Annotated in this window: 16 protein-coding genes and 2 pseudogenes; 13 read left to right on the top strand and 5 right to left on the bottom strand. The window is 34.0% G+C overall.

Translation table 11 applies throughout. From position 1 onward, the window contains the following. Positions 1–4 precede the first annotated feature (4 nt). A complete protein-coding gene (locus tag ACB088_RS09285; protein ID WP_375038737.1) occupies positions 5–958 on the top strand; it encodes a M15 family metallopeptidase in 954 nt (317 codons plus the stop codon). 77 nt (positions 959–1,035) lie between these two features. Beyond that, positions 1,036–2,184: a winged helix-turn-helix domain-containing protein gene (locus ACB088_RS09280; RefSeq protein WP_199991164.1), complete on the top strand. Its 1,149-nt coding sequence runs from the start codon at positions 1,036–1,038 to the stop codon at positions 2,182–2,184. A 93-nt stretch (positions 2,185–2,277) separates the two neighbouring features. On the opposite strand, the gene ACB088_RS09275 is transcribed toward ACB088_RS09280, so the two are convergent. Then, complete coding sequence (locus tag ACB088_RS09275) at positions 2,278–2,733, bottom strand: GNAT family N-acetyltransferase (RefSeq protein WP_375038736.1); 456 nt, start codon at positions 2,731–2,733, stop codon at positions 2,278–2,280. 111 nt (positions 2,734–2,844) lie between these two features. On the opposite strand from ACB088_RS09275, the gene ACB088_RS09270 reads away from it, so the two are divergent. Next, a complete protein-coding gene (locus ACB088_RS09270; protein ID WP_375038734.1) occupies positions 2,845–4,323 on the top strand; it encodes a PLP-dependent aminotransferase family protein in 1,479 nt (492 codons plus the stop codon). Positions 4,324–4,600: 277 nt separating this feature from the next. Here ACB088_RS09270 and ACB088_RS09265 read toward each other — a convergent pair whose 3' ends face one another. Beyond that, positions 4,601–5,260, bottom strand: a complete 660-nt coding sequence (locus ACB088_RS09265) for an epoxyqueuosine reductase QueH (protein ID WP_003651086.1) — start codon at positions 5,258–5,260, stop codon at positions 4,601–4,603. 450 nt (positions 5,261–5,710) lie between these two features. Between ACB088_RS09265 and ACB088_RS09260 the strand changes: the two genes are divergently transcribed. The 3 genes from ACB088_RS09260 to ACB088_RS09250 all read left to right on the top strand — a co-directional run bounded on the left by ACB088_RS09260 (position 5,711) and on the right by ACB088_RS09250 (position 7,255). Next, a complete protein-coding gene (locus tag ACB088_RS09260; protein WP_307010347.1) occupies positions 5,711–6,004 on the top strand; it encodes a hypothetical protein in 294 nt (97 codons plus the stop codon). A 190-nt stretch (positions 6,005–6,194) separates the two neighbouring features. Continuing rightward, positions 6,195–6,662, top strand: coding sequence for a redox-sensitive transcriptional activator SoxR (gene soxR / locus ACB088_RS09255; RefSeq protein ID WP_375038733.1), 468 nt, complete (start codon positions 6,195–6,197; stop codon positions 6,660–6,662). Between the two features lie 158 nt (positions 6,663–6,820). Further along, entirely contained in the window at positions 6,821–7,255 is a 435-nt protein-coding gene (locus tag ACB088_RS09250) for an I78 family peptidase inhibitor (RefSeq protein ID WP_003651098.1), read from the top strand. Positions 7,256–7,328: 73 nt separating this feature from the next. Here ACB088_RS09250 and ACB088_RS09245 read toward each other — a convergent pair whose 3' ends face one another. After that, positions 7,329–7,952 (bottom strand): hypothetical protein, encoded by a 624-nt coding sequence (locus ACB088_RS09245; protein WP_375038732.1) that lies wholly within the window; start codon positions 7,950–7,952, stop codon positions 7,329–7,331. Between the two features lie 466 nt (positions 7,953–8,418). Here ACB088_RS09245 and ACB088_RS09240 point away from each other — a divergent pair, with 466 nt between their 5' ends. The 3 genes and pseudogenes from ACB088_RS09240 to ACB088_RS09230 all read left to right on the top strand — a co-directional run. Next, positions 8,419–9,798 carry an L-serine ammonia-lyase gene (locus ACB088_RS09240; protein ID WP_375038731.1) on the top strand — a complete coding sequence of 460 codons (1,380 nt, stop codon included), beginning with the start codon at positions 8,419–8,421 and terminating at the stop codon, positions 9,796–9,798. 59 nt (positions 9,799–9,857) lie between these two features. Then, positions 9,858–9,980 (top strand): annotated as a pseudogene (locus tag ACB088_RS09235) (hypothetical protein); the annotation flags it as partial. Further along, a pseudogene (locus ACB088_RS09230) lies at positions 9,973–10,071 on the top strand (phenylacetic acid degradation protein); the annotation flags it as partial. The pseudogenes ACB088_RS09235 and ACB088_RS09230, both read left to right, overlap by 8 nt. Before the next feature lie 97 nt (positions 10,072–10,168). Here the strand turns inward: ACB088_RS09230 and ACB088_RS09225 are convergent. Continuing rightward, complete coding sequence (locus tag ACB088_RS09225; RefSeq protein ID WP_375038730.1) at positions 10,169–10,378, bottom strand: hypothetical protein; 210 nt, start codon at positions 10,376–10,378, stop codon at positions 10,169–10,171. A 392-nt stretch (positions 10,379–10,770) separates the two neighbouring features. Between ACB088_RS09225 and ACB088_RS09220 the strand changes: the two genes are divergently transcribed. Then, entirely contained in the window at positions 10,771–11,439 is a 669-nt protein-coding gene (locus tag ACB088_RS09220; RefSeq protein WP_375038729.1) for an SIR2 family protein, read from the top strand. Between the two features lie 56 nt (positions 11,440–11,495). Next, positions 11,496–12,278, top strand: a complete 783-nt coding sequence (locus ACB088_RS09215; protein ID WP_375038728.1) for a hypothetical protein — start codon at positions 11,496–11,498, stop codon at positions 12,276–12,278. Between the two features lie 142 nt (positions 12,279–12,420). Here ACB088_RS09215 and ACB088_RS09210 read toward each other — a convergent pair whose 3' ends face one another. Next, positions 12,421–14,265 carry an NERD domain-containing protein gene (locus tag ACB088_RS09210; RefSeq protein ID WP_375038727.1) on the bottom strand — a complete coding sequence of 615 codons (1,845 nt, stop codon included), beginning with the start codon at positions 14,263–14,265 and terminating at the stop codon, positions 12,421–12,423. Between the two features lie 131 nt (positions 14,266–14,396). Here ACB088_RS09210 and ACB088_RS09205 point away from each other — a divergent pair, with 131 nt between their 5' ends. Together ACB088_RS09205 and ACB088_RS09200 are read left to right on the top strand one after the other, a co-directional pair. Further along, positions 14,397–15,425 (top strand): hypothetical protein, encoded by a 1,029-nt coding sequence (locus ACB088_RS09205; protein ID WP_375038726.1) that lies wholly within the window; start codon positions 14,397–14,399, stop codon positions 15,423–15,425. A gap of 584 nt (positions 15,426–16,009) precedes the next feature. Then, positions 16,010–16,567, top strand: coding sequence for a TetR/AcrR family transcriptional regulator (locus ACB088_RS09200; RefSeq protein ID WP_375038725.1), 558 nt, complete (start codon positions 16,010–16,012; stop codon positions 16,565–16,567). The last annotated feature ends 197 nt before the right edge of the window (positions 16,568–16,764 follow it).

Genomic DNA, 16,764 nt, shown 5'->3' with positions numbered 1-16,764 from the left:
ACTGATGATGATTTTTCTCATTTTCTTTTGCTTTACATGCTTGGCAATTGGTTTAGCGTTCTTAATGTCTTATGAGCTAAGGAGTAGAAGTAAAGATTTTGTTTTGTCATTACTGCCACAAGGTCGTAAGCAGCTTAATCAAGTTAGACAATTTGCTCAAACAATGAATCAGGCAGCTGCGCCTGAAAAGCTACAATCCCATTGGCATTTACAACAGTGGTGGATTGTAATTGCAGGTTTTTTCTTGTTTGCCAGTATTCTAGTGTTTGCTTTCACCAGACCTATTAGCTCAACTCGAATTGAAGCTGAATATCTCAAAAAAACAGATCCTCAAATTTATGCACTTTTGAATGGTGAAATATTATCTCCACCGCCAGAAGTGGACGAAAGCTTAATTGAAGCAGCGATTGTAGAGGCCACACAACTAGAGCAACAATATTCTTCTCAAAATAGTGGCGCTATTAATTCTTCACCTATTGATAATGCGAGTTTCGATGGGCGAGCTATTTTAGATACCAGTTTAGTAGATCGTAAATGGAGCAAAATGAACCCCCGTTATAAGCAGCGTTTACTCATGGTTTTTAAAATCATGAAAGAACAATATGGCTATGAGTTGGTTCTATTAGAGGGATATCGTAGTCCTGTTCGTCAAAATATGTTGGCAGGTAATCCGAACACAACAAGAGCAAAAGGGTATCAGAGTTACCATCAATTTGGTTTGGCGGCAGATGTAGCCTTTAAACGAAATGGAAAAGTGGTTATTTCTGAAAGAGACCCTTGGGCTATGCAAGGCTATCGTTTGTATGGGCAAGTTGCTGAATCAGTTGGGCTTACATGGGGTGGACGCTGGAAATCTATTCAAGATTATGGCCATACCGAGTTCCGTATGCCGGGCTTAAGAAAGACACAGGAAATGGCAGAAAAACTGATTGCTGAAAGTTTGAATGATATAAATTAAAAAGAGAGAAATATGTTTACAGAACCTAAAATACAGGACATTAAAATTGATTCAGTGATTAGCCAATTGAGCTTTCTATGACTTCATCTTTAAAACGTTTGGCTCTATTTAATCAAGGCTTAGGAAAGATTAGTCCATTTGCAAAAGGTGTGGATGGAACTTTACAGGCTATTGAGCATTTGGGTTATGTGCAGATTGATACCATATCGGTTGTTGAGCGCGCTCATCACCATATATTATGGAGTCGAGTGCCTGATTATGATTTAAGTCATTTAAATAATTTGGTTCGAGAGCGTCAGATTTTTGAATATTGGTATCACGCGGCGTCTTATCTTCCTATGAAAGACTACCGTTATGCACTGCCTGCCATGATGTCTGTAAGGAAAGGGGAAAGTCGTTATTTCAATAGAGGTGATCAACACCTCATGAATGAAATTCTAGCCCGTGTTCGTGCGGAGGGTAGAATTCGACTACGCGATATTGATAAGAATAATAAAAAGAGTTTGGGAAATTGGTGGAATACAGGTCCAGGTCGCCGTGCTTTTGAGCAGTTATATATGCAGGGGGATCTGATGATCTGTGAGCGTAATGGAATGGAAAAAGTCTATGATTTGACCGAACGCTGCTTACCTGAAAATATTGATTTAAGTATGCCTACGCTTCATGAATATGCGCAGTATTTATTTAATACTACGCTTCGAGCACATGGTGCATTTACATGGAAGCAATTGGTTCATTTAAAGGGAAAAGATTTAAAAGAAGCTATGCGTGTCGTGCTGAAGGAGCAGATCGACGCAGGTGTAGTATCAGCGATTAAACTTGTTGATGGACAAACTCTATATGTCGATGTAGCTGCAATAGAACAAAAAGTGAATACTGATTTTGGATTAAAAATACTTTCGCCTTTTGATAACTCGCTGATTCATCGTGACCGCTTAACATCTTTATTTGAATTTGATTATCGGATCGAATGCTATGTGCCAGCGGCCAAACGGGTATTTGGTTATTTTTGCTTACCTATTCTTTATCAAGATGAGCTAGTGGGTCGCATAGATTGCAAAGCACATCGGACAGTAAAAGAGTTAGAAGTCATTAGTCTACATCTAGAAAAAACAATCAAGGATAAAGAGCTTTTCTTTTTTCAATTAGAGCAAGAGATCAAGCGCTTTGCAGAGTTTAATCAATGCACCATCATTAATGACAAAGTCATCAAGCTCATTCGCTAAGGTGTAAGCAGGGAGCTATGTTGGTCTTAAATAAAGTTTATTTAAGATAAAACACCAAAAGAATTACTACAGCTTTTGGTGTTTTCAATTGATTTACATTAAAGGCATACGATATTCAATTATTCCTGGTTTTTGTGCAATCCAGTCATAAAGTTTTTGAGCTGTGTGATTGATTTCTTGAGTGTGCCAATATAAACGGTCACAGTTATGCTCAATTGCCTGCTTTTGTACATATTCAATGAGTTGCTTACCAATGTGTTGGCCACGGACTTCAGGTGAAACAAACAGGTCTTCTAAATAACAATAATTATTCTCTGCCCATGTTGAACGATGAATAACATAATGCACAATTCCCAAAACTTGCTCGCCTTGTTTGGCAACAGCACAATAAACGGGTTCATTTTCATCGAAAAAGCGTTCCCAAGTCACTTTGGTGACATGAAGGGGTAAATTTACCTGATAAAAATTTTGATAAGCAAGCCAATATTTTTCCCATTGTGAATAGTCCTGCTGCTGAACAGAGACGATCTGAATATCTTGATTTTGCATAATAATTACACTCTGTTTTAAAGTTCTAGAAAGTCGAAAACAAGAGTGTAGTTTTGATAGTGGTATTTTTATAAGATACACTTTTTATATTTTCCACAGTACCAGTTTGTTATGGCAACTTCGATTTCTGCATCTTTTCCACATTTGATTTTGCCAAAGGGCCAGATTAAAGATGGAGTATATTCTGCTTTGCGTGATGCTATTTTAGATGGCAGGCTAACTGCCAGGACAAAATTACCCTCAAGTCGTGCTTTAGCAGAGATGATGTCGATTTCACGAAACTCTGTGTTAGCTGCTCTTGAACGGTTACTTGATGAGGGCTATTTATTTACTAAGCCAAGTTCAGGTACCTACGTTGCCGAAGTGATTCCAGATCAATTAATTGGTATTCAGCAAGACTTAAATTCATGTGTTGAAAAAAAGCCCCAATCCTTAAACATTAATCCAAATCTTGAAGGTTTATTAACTTCATGGCGAGAGCAGTCGTGGTCAAGTCAAAAGAAAAAAATGTTCCATGTGGGAGTGGGGTGTATTGATTTATTTCCTCATCAGCTTTGGGGGAAATTATTAACACAAGCTTGGCGGCAATCTTATTATCAACTGGGCCAATTTCACGACTCGCGAGGCTATTTACCATTGCGTCAGGCAATTTGTGAGTATGTCCGCTCCACCCGAGGCCTGAACTGCAATGAACAGCAAATCATTATTGTAAATGGGACGCAGCAGGCAATTCATTTAGCTGGTTACGCTTTACTTCAAGCAAATGATGAGGTGTGCCTAGATGAACCAGGCTACGACGCAGCTTTTAATATTTTTCGAAGTTTTGGTGCTCAGGTCAATTTGATCGAGAGTGATGAGGAAGGAATGCGAATCTCTGACATTACAGATCATTATTCAAAAAGCAAACTTGTTTATACCGCACCCTCACATCAGTTTCCTGTAGGTGGAACTTTAAGTTTAGCTCGCCGTTTTGCGTTACTCGATTGGGCATCTCAACAAGGGAAATGGGTTTTTGAAGATGATTATAATAGTGAGTTTCGCTATGGCACACACCCCATTCAAGCTCTACAGGGTTTAGATCAGCAGCAAAGAGTTATTTATTCTGGTACTTTTACCAAAATGATGTTTCCTGAGTTTCGGTTAGGATTCATGGTTGTGCCTGAAGCATTAATTGAAACCTTTAGTGCGGCCAAATATTATACGGATGTTCGAAGTTCTTATTTAGAGCAGGTAGCTTTGTCTCTATTTATGCAAAAAGGCCACTATGCTCGGCACGTGCGTAAAGTTAGAAAAGCATGCTATGAGCGCCAACAAGCATTGATTAAAGCTATTGATGAGCATCTTTCAGATGTGATTAGTGTTCAACCAACCGATTCAGGTATCCATGCAGTGTGCTGGTTAAAAGGTGAGTGGACAGAGCAAGAATTTATTGATCAGTGCTCAGCTCTAAACTTAGCTGTTCAGCCGTTATCAAGATATTGTCAGATGCCAAACAAGAAGGCCGCTGTACTTATTGGCTATGCAGCCCACACACCTAATGAAATTATTGAAAACATTCAAAAAATTGCACAATATTTAAAAGCTAAATAATAGCCTAAGTTATGCTATTTACATAAATTTAATCATTATTCAAATACTTGAATGCAAATTTTTATGACGATCAATTGGTTATATGAAAATAGGAATGCTATTAAAATTTTTAAAAATTAATTTTAATTAATATTATTTTAAGCTAGCACAATTAATCTAACTACATCAAAGCTTATTTAGTACACCTTTTAGCCACATTCTCCAGATGTGGCTCTTTTTTTATAAAAAATAAATATAGCTAAGAACAAATTAATTAATTTTTTAAGAGAAGTAAAAATTAATCTTCTTCCATGGCATTACTGTAAAACTTAACACCTAGTTTAATACGATCACGCCCATTACCCATACGCCAGCGGTTAGTATCTCGTAAAGAATATACACAGCCACAATATTCTTGCTGATAAAATTCTTCTCGTTTACTGATTTCAATCATACGGCTTGAGCCACCATTTTTACGCCAGTTATAGTCCCAGTACTGAATTTCAGGATAGTGAGCAGCAGCGCGAATTCCGCAGTCATTGATTTGCGCCATATTTTTCCAACGAGAAATTCCTAACGAACTACTGATGAGACTAAAGCCGTGTTCATGTGCGTAAAGGGCAGTTCGTTCAAATCTCATATCAAAACACATGGTACAACGAATGCCACGTTCAGGTTCATCTTCCATCCCTTTTGCTCGGGCAAACCAGTTGTCAGTGTCATAGTCTGCATCGATAAATGGAATATTATGCTTTTCTGCAAAACGAATATTTTCTTCTTTGCGGATTAAATATTCTTTTACTGGATGAATATTAGGATTATAAAAAAATATTGAAAATTTAATTTCTGAGTCGATTAATGCTTCCATAACTTCTCCTGAACAAGGAGCACAACAAGAGTGAAGTAATAGTTGATCGTGTCCAGAAGGGAGTTCTAATTTTAAACGTTGAGTTGACATAATAAAAAAATTAAATTGTAATGCCATTAATTATATATTTATTATTTGTATAATGTGAAATGAATTATTTTCAATTTTACTGTGAAATTAATTTAATATTTTAAAAAAATCTATTGTTATATTTAAGGTTAAATTGAATGTAAATAATTAAATAAATGTCATGTTATATATTGAGGCTAGATTTATAATTAAATTTAAAGTTATTGCTAAATATACTATATAATTAAATAAATTATGGATGGGTTTTATATATTTAAAAATAATAAACCTTAAATATTTTTGATAAGTGATTGATGTATCTGAATATAATTTGAATTTTTTATTGTGATATGTGTCACAAATAAACCTTATTTTTTCAATTAAAATATTTTTTTAGATTTATATCTTTAATAAATCTATACTATAAAATTCAGTGTGTTTTTTTAATTTAAGCGTGTGATAATTTGAGATATGGAAGATTGGCAATGTAAGTATTGTAATGGTTACATTATGGTTAATCATTCAAAGATCGGTGTAGGAGAAAAAGTTTACTTTTTGGTATATAAATTTGACGCAAAGAATGAAAGGAAAAAATTATATAAAAAGGGAGTTGTGGTTGCCCGTTACGATAATATATTACACATTGAGTCACGTAAAAAAACTTATAAGATCGAGCAGATAAAAGTCTATCCATTAGGTGCACCCATGCCTTTCGTTTACAACATGTTTTGGATTTGTGGATGTTCGTTTACTCTACAAAACTAATGTCTTAAATTTAAATGACAGCAAGTTATTTTATAGATTGAATTAATTATCAGATCCATTTTGTCATCAGCTTTTACAGATAAGACCTATACCTTGGGGGGTAGCTCATAGTGTATAAGAAAATCTATGTTATTTATTTGACAAAATAAAAGCGCTCTCTTATAAACCTCAAGTAAAGTTAAGGTCAATCATGATGAGTGAAAATAAAAAAGCTGACTCTAGTCGAGTTTTGACTGTGGGTGAAGTTGCAAAAAGGAGTGGAGTTCCTGTTTCGACCCTACATTTTTATGAAGCGAAAGGGCTTATAAAAAGTATAAGAACAAATGGTAATCAACGTCGGTATCCCTTAATTATTTTAAGATATATTGCGATTATTAAAGTCGCTCAAAGAGTGGGTATTCCTTTAAATGAAATTAAAGAGGCTTTAAGTCAGTATCCTGTAGGTAGTAAATTAACAGCCAAGCAATGGAAGGATCTATCGAGTCATTGGCGAGGAAATCTGGATGATCGAATTCAAAAATTAACTCGCTTAAGAGATGAAATGGACTGGTGCATTGGCTGCGGCTGTTTATCATTAGAGCAATGCCCATTAAGAAACCCCGAAGATATTTTAGGGCTAGAAGGATCGGGGCCACGAATTTTAGAAAGACCTGAATAGAATATTTCAAAAATTGCTTTTAATTGGGAATATCTTAATTTCCAATAAATTAAATTTATTTTGCTAGAACATTCAAGTGAGTTTTTTATTGTAAAGAAGTGACATGGAATATGAAATTTTTTGATATCTTTAGTTTTTTTAGTAAGAAGCAAAAAATTATGAAAAAAATTCTCTTTCTTGGCTTGGCACTTGTTTCATTAACGGCTTGCTCGTCTGTACAACATAAAGATCCGACTCCACCAAAAATTGGTTCACCAAATCCAGCTAGCCAATATTGTGTTGAACAAGGTGGAAAATTAGAAATTAGAAATGAAGCAAATGGTCAGGTCGGCTATTGTCATTTACCAAATGGCCAAGTTGTAGAAGAATGGAAATTATTCCGTGACAATCAAGCGAACTGTGTAGCAGAAGAAGCTCAAAAATTAGTGGGACAATCTGGCCTTACTGATGATCAAATTAAACAAAAGACTCAATCAGAAATTGTGCGTAAAGTTGCTCCGGGTCAACCGATGACTATGGATTATCGTACAAACCGAGTTACGGTCACCATTGACCCAGCTTCTAAAAAAATTACGAATGCAACATGTGGTTAACTTTTTAATTAAAAGCGAATAGACCGAATTTTGAAATAAAAAAGCCTGCTGAAATGCGGGCTTTTTTACGACTTTAATTTTGGGAATAGTGAATGACTGGATATTCTTTTTGTTGAGGTAGTTGTTGTAAAGCCTTGTTAATGTTGATTAGAAAAATATCAACTTTATCTTGGCTTGAATTGTTGGTGTTGTATGAAGCTCTTTCTTGATAGTTAATTCCGCATCCAATAATTTTCATATTTGCAGGGTTAAAACTCCAGTCATTTTTATTTTTGATCGAGATATCTAAATCACTATCACACTCTTTCCAGAGTTTTAAAAATTGATTGGAATATGTGGCAGGAACTTCTTGGGCTCGATAGGCGGTAAATCCCTGCATTTCGGAATTAGCAAATTGAAGCAGATGATTGGTGGGCATTCCTCCCCAAAGAATAGCAGTATCTTTTGGTAGTTTTATCGAGGTTATATTTTCTTCTTTAAGTGGCGCAGTTTGTTCATTTTTCTGTTTTGACTTTTGAGATTTATAAACCAGTTTTGTTCCAACTGGAACAATTACGCCTTTGGCTTGAGTTATTTGGGTCGTATAGAAATAAGGTGAATCATCACGGTTACAGCCTGTCGGGTTATAACAGCCAATACAGCCACTCAAGAATAAAACTGGAAAACTTAGAATACTTAATTTTAAAATTCGACTCATTTTTCTTCTCTTTCATTATTTCTATAAATTTAATATATCAGGCTTTAAATCAATAATAAAAAAAGCCTCTAGCGGACTAGAGGCTGAAAAACATCAGATGCGGTAACAGGTGAATTATGCATCTGAGTTAAGTAGGTTGTATCAAACCATGTAAAGCACTTTACCAGCAAAAATGAATAAAAATAGAGAGGTGCGACTAATGGCTAATATTTGTGGTTTTTTATTTATACAAATTGGCGTGCTTATTTAAAGACTATTTCTAGAATATCTATTAGGGGATAAAAGCTCCACAATTTATATTTTTGATTAAACCGATCGATGTTGATTGTTCAACCGTTGTCTTTTTGCGCTGCTAACCAATAGTTATTCGTGATTTGTACTCAGCTTAATGATAATTTTGGAGTTATCCGAAAGGACACAATAACGACGAACATACGAATAATAATGAATTGAAGGTAGGACCCCTGTGTTTATAAGTGTATTTGATCTTTTTAAAATTGGTGTAGGCCCATCTAGCTCCCATACGGTTGGACCAATGCGAGCAGCATGTAGTTTTGTGGATGATTTAGTTAAGCAAAATTATCTCCAAACGACATTTCGAGTTCAGATTAAGTTATATGGTTCGCTTGCAGCAACTGGTGTTGGTCATGCGACAGATAAGGCTATTCTTTTAGGATTAATGGGTTTTGATCCTGAACATATCGATACTCAAGTAAGTACAAGTTTGATTGAAGATGTTCTTGAAAATAAAGTCATTCAGCTCGATCAGCAAAAGAGTATTTCTTTTGACTATAAGCGTGATTTGCTTTTTTTAGATGAATCTTTGCCTCACCACCCAAATGCAATGGAACTGATTGCTTATAACGAGGCGAAAGAAATTTTATATGCTGAAACGTATTACTCGATTGGTGGCGGTTTTATTGTTAGCCAAAGGCAATTAACACAAACCCAGTCTGAGACTGGTGAAATTAAGGTTCCATATCCATTTCATAGTGCGGCTGAACTTTTAAGCTTATGTAAAACTCATCATTTATCAATAAGTCAGTTAATGTTTGAAAATGAGAAAAGCTGGCGTAGTGAAAGTGAGATTCGCGCCAAGATTATGCAAATCTGGAAAGTGATGCAGCAGTGCATTCACAATGGGCTGATCAATGAAGGAATATTACCAGGCGGATTAAACGTAAAACGTCGGGCTAAAAAAATTCACGATAAGTTATTAAATAAGAAAAACTCAAACCTGATTGTGACGACTTTTCATGCCATGGAGTGGGTCAATTTATTTGCATTAGCCGTAAATGAAGAAAATGCTGCTGGTGGTCGAGTAGTGACAGCTCCCACAAATGGTGCAGCAGGGATTATTCCGGCAGTTTTATATTATTACGTGACTTTTTCTAAAGACTTTTCAGAAGACAAAGTTGTTCGTTTTTTTCTAAGTGCGGCAGCAGTCGGCATTTTATGTAAACTCAATGCCTCTATTTCTGGTGCAGAAGTGGGATGTCAGGGCGAAGTCGGCTCGGCGTGTGCGATGGCTTCGGCTGGTTTAGCCGAGATTTTAGGTGCATCACCTGAACAAGTAGAACATGCGGCTGAAATTGGTCTTGAACATAACTTGGGTTTAACTTGTGACCCGATTGGTGGTTTGGTTCAGGTTCCTTGCATTGAACGAAATGCAATTGCGGCTGTAAAAGCCATTAATGCAGCACAAATGGCACTTCATGATGAGGGGGAGCATTTTGTGACGCTAGATAAAGTTATCCAGACCATGAAAGAAACAGGCAGAGATATGTCTGAGAAATATAAAGAAACTTCAAAAGGTGGACTCGCTGTTAATGCCATTGAGTGCTAAATAATAAGATGGGGCGAGATGCCCCATCTTATTTTGAACATTAAGCAGGGCGAGCCTGAATTGAACTTGCAGAACGATACTTAAATTTAATGCAAGAAGTTCAGCCTTTAACATCAGAGTCGGAAAACCGCCTTACCTATAAAGACTTCTGTTCTTCCAACTATCATGCTCTGAAGTTGTGAAAAATTCGCGCATTATGAAGTTGTGATAACAGACGGTTTAAATAATAGAGTCGCTTTATTTACGTCTACGTGTTACAGACTTGCGCCGTGATAGGCAGTTCAATAGTAATTATCAAACTCTATAGAAATTAAATGTAATTATAGAAAGTCAAAAAGGAGCTAGAGGCTCCTTTTTGGTGATTGTGTTGTTACCACATAATAGGAGTTTTGATAGCTGTGTCTAGAGCGAACTTCTTGAAAAGATCCCCTAACGCTAAGTTGCGATATTGGTTTGAGGCAATTTGTGAAAAATCAAACCATTGCTCAGATGTGAATTGATTTATATCGGAGCAAGGTGGATAGCCGTTTTCAACCAAAAAAGTATTCATTTCTTTTATCATTGTATAAACTTTAGACATGTTTTTTAAACCTAAATTAGATATGAATCTTCATTATAAGTCGCTATTAAAAAATCAATTTTTTTTGTTCCACATAGATTTTTTAATCGTTTTTGTTTTGTAACTTATGACTAAGGTACAAAAATATTTCACCTATGTTTGGTCCATTAACACTAGTGATGAAAGGTGAAAATATTTGGGCTAAATCAGCTTGGGTTGGATCAATGGTAGTGCCTTGGGTTCATAAAGAAAAGCAAAGCTCTGAAATTTTCAGTTCATCGTTGTTTAGGGAAGTGGCACTCAAAGTAACCTAATGAGAAGTATAAAAAATAAAGTCAATTTCTAAATTGATTGAACAGATTCAAGAATATAAGATGAGAATGTCTTTAGAAAAACACATTAGAAGCGGTAGCATGGATATTTTTGAATTTGTTAGTGGTTACAAAAACCATCCAGTATTATTTGTAGGGACTGGATTAAGCTTAAGATATTTAGATAATTCATTTACATGGGAAGGGTTACTGAAATATATTGCTATTGAACTGTATGGAAGTGATGAAAAATTTTATGATTTAAAGAGTACAGTTTACAATCAGCATGACGGCTCTCATGATTTAATGAAACTAGCTGAGACCTTAGAAAAAGAATTTAATGAGATTGCTCAGAATGATAAAGATGGTAAATTCTCTGATATTAATCAATTATTCTATCAAGCTGCTCGTCAAGGTAAAACCTTAAGTCGTTTTAAAATCTATGTAAAAAATTTATTAACTCCGTTAAATTACAGGTCTGAAAGAAGGGAAGAGATAGAGACATTCAAAAGAGTATCGAAGAATATTTCATCTGTTGTAACTACAAATTATGACCGTATGATTGAAGACTTAATTCAATTTCAGCCTCTAATTGGGAATGAAATTCTTTTAAGTAATCCTTATGGATCTATTTATAAAATTCATGGATGTGTAAATCATCCAGAAAAAATAATTTTAACAAGTAAAGATTATGATATATTTTTTAAAAGATATGAGTTAATTAGAGCACAGCTAATTTCTTTATTTGTACATAATCCTATTATTTTTTAGGTTATAGTGTTGGCGATACAAATATTAAAGAGATCCTTAGTACGATTTATAAGTATGTGGAAATTAACTCTCCAGAAGCTGAAGAAATTAGAAAAAACTTTTTACTGGTAGAGTATGAAGCAGGATCAGATTCTTTAGATATTCAAGATCATGATATTTTAATTAATGGTTCTATGATTAGAATTAATAAGGTTAAAACTGATGATTATATGAGTATATATAAAGCTATTGAAGATTTATCATTGCCAGTTTCAGCACTTGAAGTTAGAAAAGTTCTGGACGTTGTCAGGGAAATTGTTGCGGGTGGAACGATTAAAGTTAGTGTTGCAGATGATATCGAGACTCTGAAAAATTCTGATAAAGTTTTAGCAATTGATTCAAAAGAAAATATTAAGTATTTATATAAAATCAATAATCCAGCCCAGTTTATAAGTGAATATTTTGAAATCATCAATACAAATAACTGTGAAATAGTTGAGCTATTAGATGATATGGTTGTCCCGATTAATCAATGGTTTCCAGCTTATGGATTTAGTAAAGTCTGTCCGGAATTGAAGTGTTCTGCAACACTGAAAAGGTCTCAAAGTGATAAAATTTATGCTTATCATCAAAACTCTAAAAAGGATAGATTTGAAAATTTTCCCGCTACATCAATTCAGAGTATTTTAGATACTGACCAAATTAGAAAGACTTATAAGTTGGATGCAATATTTCACTTTATTTTGAATGATACTCTTAGTCTTGATGATTTGAAAAATTATATTGATAGTTTAGAAGATGATAGAAATTCAGAATATAGGAAGCTATTATGTTTATATGATTTTAAGAAATACTCTTAAAATATAGATTAATTTAAAAGAGATAGATATATTGTATAAATGGCTTTTGTAAGTCAATTCAGCTATCTAAAATAAATTTATCTTTGATTTTATATATAAAGGGTGATCAAAAAATATGATCTCCCTTTAATTTTATTTATAACTAATTAAGATGGTTGTAAATATGAGAGATATAACCTTGCTCATTTATAAAGGGGATAATTAAGTGTTGCTGTGCTCTAGTTATTCCTACATATGCAAGACATTTTTCAGCCTCTGGATCTCTATCTTCTCTAGGCATACTATCTAGACCAACAAAAAAAGCGATTGGAAACTCTAGACCTTTACAACCTTCAATATACATAACTTTAATGCTATTTAATAAGGGATTAAAGTTCAGCTTTTCTTCACGTCTTAGTAAAAAAGTGACTGCATCAGAGCCGAAAGTCTCTAATAAGTTTTTTCTGATCAGAGGAAGCAAATCATTACTGCTAGGCGCAATAATGATGCCAATATCTTTAAATGTGTATTTATCTGATGAAATTGCCTTTTGAATTGCTTTAGTTAAAAATAAAGTTAATTCTTCACTATTTTTTAATTGTTTAAGAACTGGTTCAGAGCCAGAATGGCAATATTCTATATTGGGTATTAGACGAGAAGATAAATCATCTTCATCTGTTAATATTTCATTTGAACCATCAGAAAATAAACTTGCTAATTTAAGAATTTCTTTTGTATTTCTATAGCATTCTTTGAGTTCAGTTGGCTTTTTACCTTGTACCGTTAGTCCCACAGATTTCCAATTAGGACGCTTTCTACCAAACACATTCTGTGCTGGGTCATAGCAAAATAAGATACTATTTGTCTCAGGATCAATTAGATTGGTTATCCCACGCACCCAATCATCTGAAAGATCTTGACCTTCATCAATTAAAATCGCTTGATATTTTTCAGTAGAATTTTCATTTATATGGTCGAATAATAAATGACCTATTCGCTCATTATATTGACTTTGATCTTCATCTGGATATTTTTTTAAATTTGCTTGAGTAATTTTCTTAACTAGTCCATGAAAATGAGTAATAGTGATATTTGATGGTGAATTTTCATTTAAAATATTAAGTTTAAGTTGATTTAATAAATTAAGATTAAAACATATAACAAGAATTTTCCACTCAGGATTTGTCTGCTGTAGGTACTTCGCACGACACGAGAGGACAACGCTTTTCCCACTTCCTGCCACACCTTTTAGAATACGATGACCTTCACCAATATTTTTTGCTACTTTTTCTTGTTCAATACTTAAAGCTTTAATATTATTTATATTTAATATTTCTGTTTGATCACCAATACGGATTTCAGGAAATAAAGTATATCTTAGATGCTGTAGCTCTTTAAAACCTAGTGGTTCAAAAGGAAAATTAATGCGATCAAATTTTAAAGAAGCTTTTATTTTTTTGATAAAATTTTTACATTCATCTCTATCATCTAAATCAAAATTAAGGTCATCAGAAAACAATACTTGATCATTTGGTATTATTGAATCATTAATTAATCCTAACTCATTTGCTTCTTTACGGTTCATATTTGTAAAAGCAATACATTTACCAATAGGAAAGCGAATGTTTCCTGAATATTCACCTTCAGTTTGAATTAGAGAAGTATTCTTTCCTACAAGGTCTCGAATTTTATTGACATAATTTCTTGCTTGTTGTAGTGGGTTTATAACTTCTACTTCTTCATTTTCATTATAGAAGTTACCGCGAAATTTACGCGGATTAAAACTTTTAAATCTATTTTTAGACCAATCTTTTACTTCTAAGACTATTATGCCGAAATCTTGACTGAAAATTACAAAGTCGCTATATCGACCTAGTACAGGAGTATCATACCAAACATAATGTTCATCATCAGGATGAAGAGCTTCTCGTAAAATTTTGAATATTTTCTTCTCACCAGATGTTGCTTTATGAATTTTTAAAATACTTTCAGGAATCATTTCAGCCATAGATTTATCTCTAACTTTTTATAAAAGATTATTTTGAATAATTGGCAATTGTAAGAAATAATGTGAAACATATCAAATTTATATATAATCCTTTAAATAAATTTCTCTTTACTCTGGAGTTAATGAAGATAATGGAACAGCTTTCACATATTAATTATTCTGAAATTCCAGATGATTTTAATGAATTAAGAGATTTATTTGAATATGGTTGGGTAAATGGAGATACCGATTATGGTTGGTTTTGGAAATGGCATAGTTCTTTTGATGAAAAATTTGAACTTTATGAAATCAAAACAGGTTCATTTGGTGATGGATATATTATCTTAATAAAAGCAATTTTAAGCGCAAAACATGGCAAACCAGTAGGTTATAAATTTTCAAAGCTTTTACAAGTGGCGCATGTTCTTTTGGAACATCATCCAGAATTTTGGAAGCATTTTCTATTAGTAGTTAAACATTATGGGCATATGGATTTGCTTAAATCACAAGATGTAAAGGGAAAGTTGTTTAGCAAAACTAAAAAAATATTGGTAGAAGATTTTAAACCAGATCATTCCTATAACTCACTGATAGAATTTTTATGTCCTATTTTTCAAGGGAAATTATTTTTATGGGAATATGAACAAACTTCTATTGAAGAAAACACTATTGAATTACCTATCGTAACTTTACAATATTTTTTTGAAAAAAAGTGTACTTTTGAAGAACTTAGTTTTAGTAAAACTCAAGTTGAATCATGTTTAAAACGTTATTTATTAAAGTATTTTGATTCTGATCAAGAGTCTAATGTTGTAAAAAATAAGTATGTTATAAAAGCTATAAATATTGCTAAGATGAGCAATAAAGATCACACTCATCAATCTGTTTTTTCTCGTAGAAATGTGGATTGGCAAAATACAGAAATTAAACTTTTCTTATCGTTAGTTTTCTTCTTAGGGCTTGATGAATTCATTGAAGAAGGTTTCTATTGTAGTAATAGTGACTGTTTCTTTTTGAAATTAAAATGTGAGCAATTAAAAATTACTAAAGAGGAAAATTATTTAATAGAGAAACGTTTCTCTCAAATATTAGAACTTACGATAGGACAATATGAGTGGAATGATATGATTGGACATGGTTCTCCATCAATATTTCTTGATGATCCTATTTCAAGTTTATAACACCCCACTTAACAATAACTCCCTCATTATTTAGCCTTACTTTTCTAATGCTCTAATTTAAAGCAAATGTCATTTTGCGTGCTTGACTGCAATAGGGTTGGGCACTATTCTTTGCCTGCTGGCCACATTGCCAGACGGTCGTCGCGGACCGATTACAACAGCATCAGAATTATTCCTTTCTGAGGGATAGTTTTGTGTGAGCATCTCCTCGTCTCCTCCCGTAGCGGTAGGACGGGAGAGGGACACCTTCGGGTGTGCTGGTTGTTGTACCAGTCCGCGAACCCTTTCTCGTTCTGCCACCATAATTTTAATGTCGGCAGAACTCCCAATAAAAAGGAGTTGGCTTTGCACATTCATTATTTCTTGGCTCTCAATGCCAAAAGCTATAACGACACAGCTTAAAAATTTAAAGCAGCTTGATCGCCCCAAGGTTTTCAGGCTTTAAGTCATTACGGCTCAAAAAAACTTAATCAACAATAAAACTCGAGATGTGCCAAGCACAGTCTTTACGGCTTTGCTGTGTCTTTTTTTCTCCCAAAAAAGTATCTCGTTTAGAAACAACAAGAATTTATAACGGTAAAACTATGCCAAATTTAGTACTTTCTTCCCGTGCCATACAAGTCATCAATAAGTCGATTCATTTATTTCACCACCGTGGGTTTCATACCGTTGGGGTCGACAGAATCGTCAAAGAGTGTGAAATTCCAAAAGGGACTTTTTATAACTACTTTCACTCTAAAGAGCGCTTTATTGAAATCTGTTTGATTGTGCAAAAAGAGCGCTTAAAAGAAAAAGTGGTTTCAATTGCTGAGTACGACCAAGGCACAAGCGTGAAGGACAAACTTAAAAAACTTTATTTCTTACATACCGATGTAGAGGGGCTTTACTACTTACTATTTAAAGCCATTTTTGAAACGAAACTGATCTATCCAAACGCCTATCAAGTTGCGATTAAATATAGAATGTGGCTGCTTAATGAAATCTATAGCCAACTTATAAAACTAAAAACCGATGCGACTTTTCAAGACGCCAAACTGTTTTTATATATGATTGAAGGCGCAATTATTCAGCATTTAAGCTCAGATGGGGCAGTCGATCGGGAAAAGGTACTGGAGTGTTTTTTGCGCAGTTTAGGTGGTTGATGTAATTTGAGGCCTCAGAATGCGCTAGACAGTCGATAAAATTAAAAGCCAATTTGTCACCATATCTATGGATGTTTTTTTTTATGTTTTTAACACATTTACTTTATTACTTAATCAGACAAATGCTGGGCTGATAACAAAAAATATTAGACCGGTCGTCTATCAATCTATATAGTGAGGCCTTACTTTGTTGACCT

Source organism: Acinetobacter sp. RW6 (assembly GCF_041956835.1).
GTDB lineage: Bacteria > Pseudomonadota > Gammaproteobacteria > Pseudomonadales > Moraxellaceae > Acinetobacter > Acinetobacter calcoaceticus.
This window is presented reverse-complemented; position numbering and strand designations above follow the sequence as displayed.

Coding starts and splice junctions, on each gene's coding strand:
- ACB088_RS09260 (WP_307010347.1), top strand. CDS start 5,711: ATGGAAGATTGGCAATGTAAGTATTGTAATGGTTACATTATGGTTAAT.
- ACB088_RS09200 (WP_375038725.1), top strand. CDS start 16,010: ATGCCAAATTTAGTACTTTCTTCCCGTGCCATACAAGTCATCAATAAG.
- ACB088_RS09280 (WP_199991164.1), top strand. CDS start 1,036: ATGACTTCATCTTTAAAACGTTTGGCTCTATTTAATCAAGGCTTAGGA.
- ACB088_RS09225 (WP_375038730.1), bottom strand. CDS start 10,378: ATGTCTAAAGTTTATACAATGATAAAAGAAATGAATACTTTTTTGGTT.
- ACB088_RS09285 (WP_375038737.1), top strand. CDS start 5: ATGATGATTTTTCTCATTTTCTTTTGCTTTACATGCTTGGCAATTGGT.
- ACB088_RS09270 (WP_375038734.1), top strand. CDS start 2,845: ATGGCAACTTCGATTTCTGCATCTTTTCCACATTTGATTTTGCCAAAG.
- ACB088_RS09265 (WP_003651086.1), bottom strand. CDS start 5,260: ATGTCAACTCAACGTTTAAAATTAGAACTCCCTTCTGGACACGATCAA.
- ACB088_RS09245 (WP_375038732.1), bottom strand. CDS start 7,952: ATGAGTCGAATTTTAAAATTAAGTATTCTAAGTTTTCCAGTTTTATTC.
- ACB088_RS09205 (WP_375038726.1), top strand. CDS start 14,397: ATGGAACAGCTTTCACATATTAATTATTCTGAAATTCCAGATGATTTT.
- ACB088_RS09250 (WP_003651098.1), top strand. CDS start 6,821: ATGAAAAAAATTCTCTTTCTTGGCTTGGCACTTGTTTCATTAACGGCT.
- ACB088_RS09220 (WP_375038729.1), top strand. CDS start 10,771: ATGGATATTTTTGAATTTGTTAGTGGTTACAAAAACCATCCAGTATTA.
- soxR (WP_375038733.1), top strand. CDS start 6,195: ATGATGAGTGAAAATAAAAAAGCTGACTCTAGTCGAGTTTTGACTGTG.
- ACB088_RS09210 (WP_375038727.1), bottom strand. CDS start 14,265: ATGGCTGAAATGATTCCTGAAAGTATTTTAAAAATTCATAAAGCAACA.
- ACB088_RS09275 (WP_375038736.1), bottom strand. CDS start 2,733: ATGCAAAATCAAGATATTCAGATCGTCTCTGTTCAGCAGCAGGACTAT.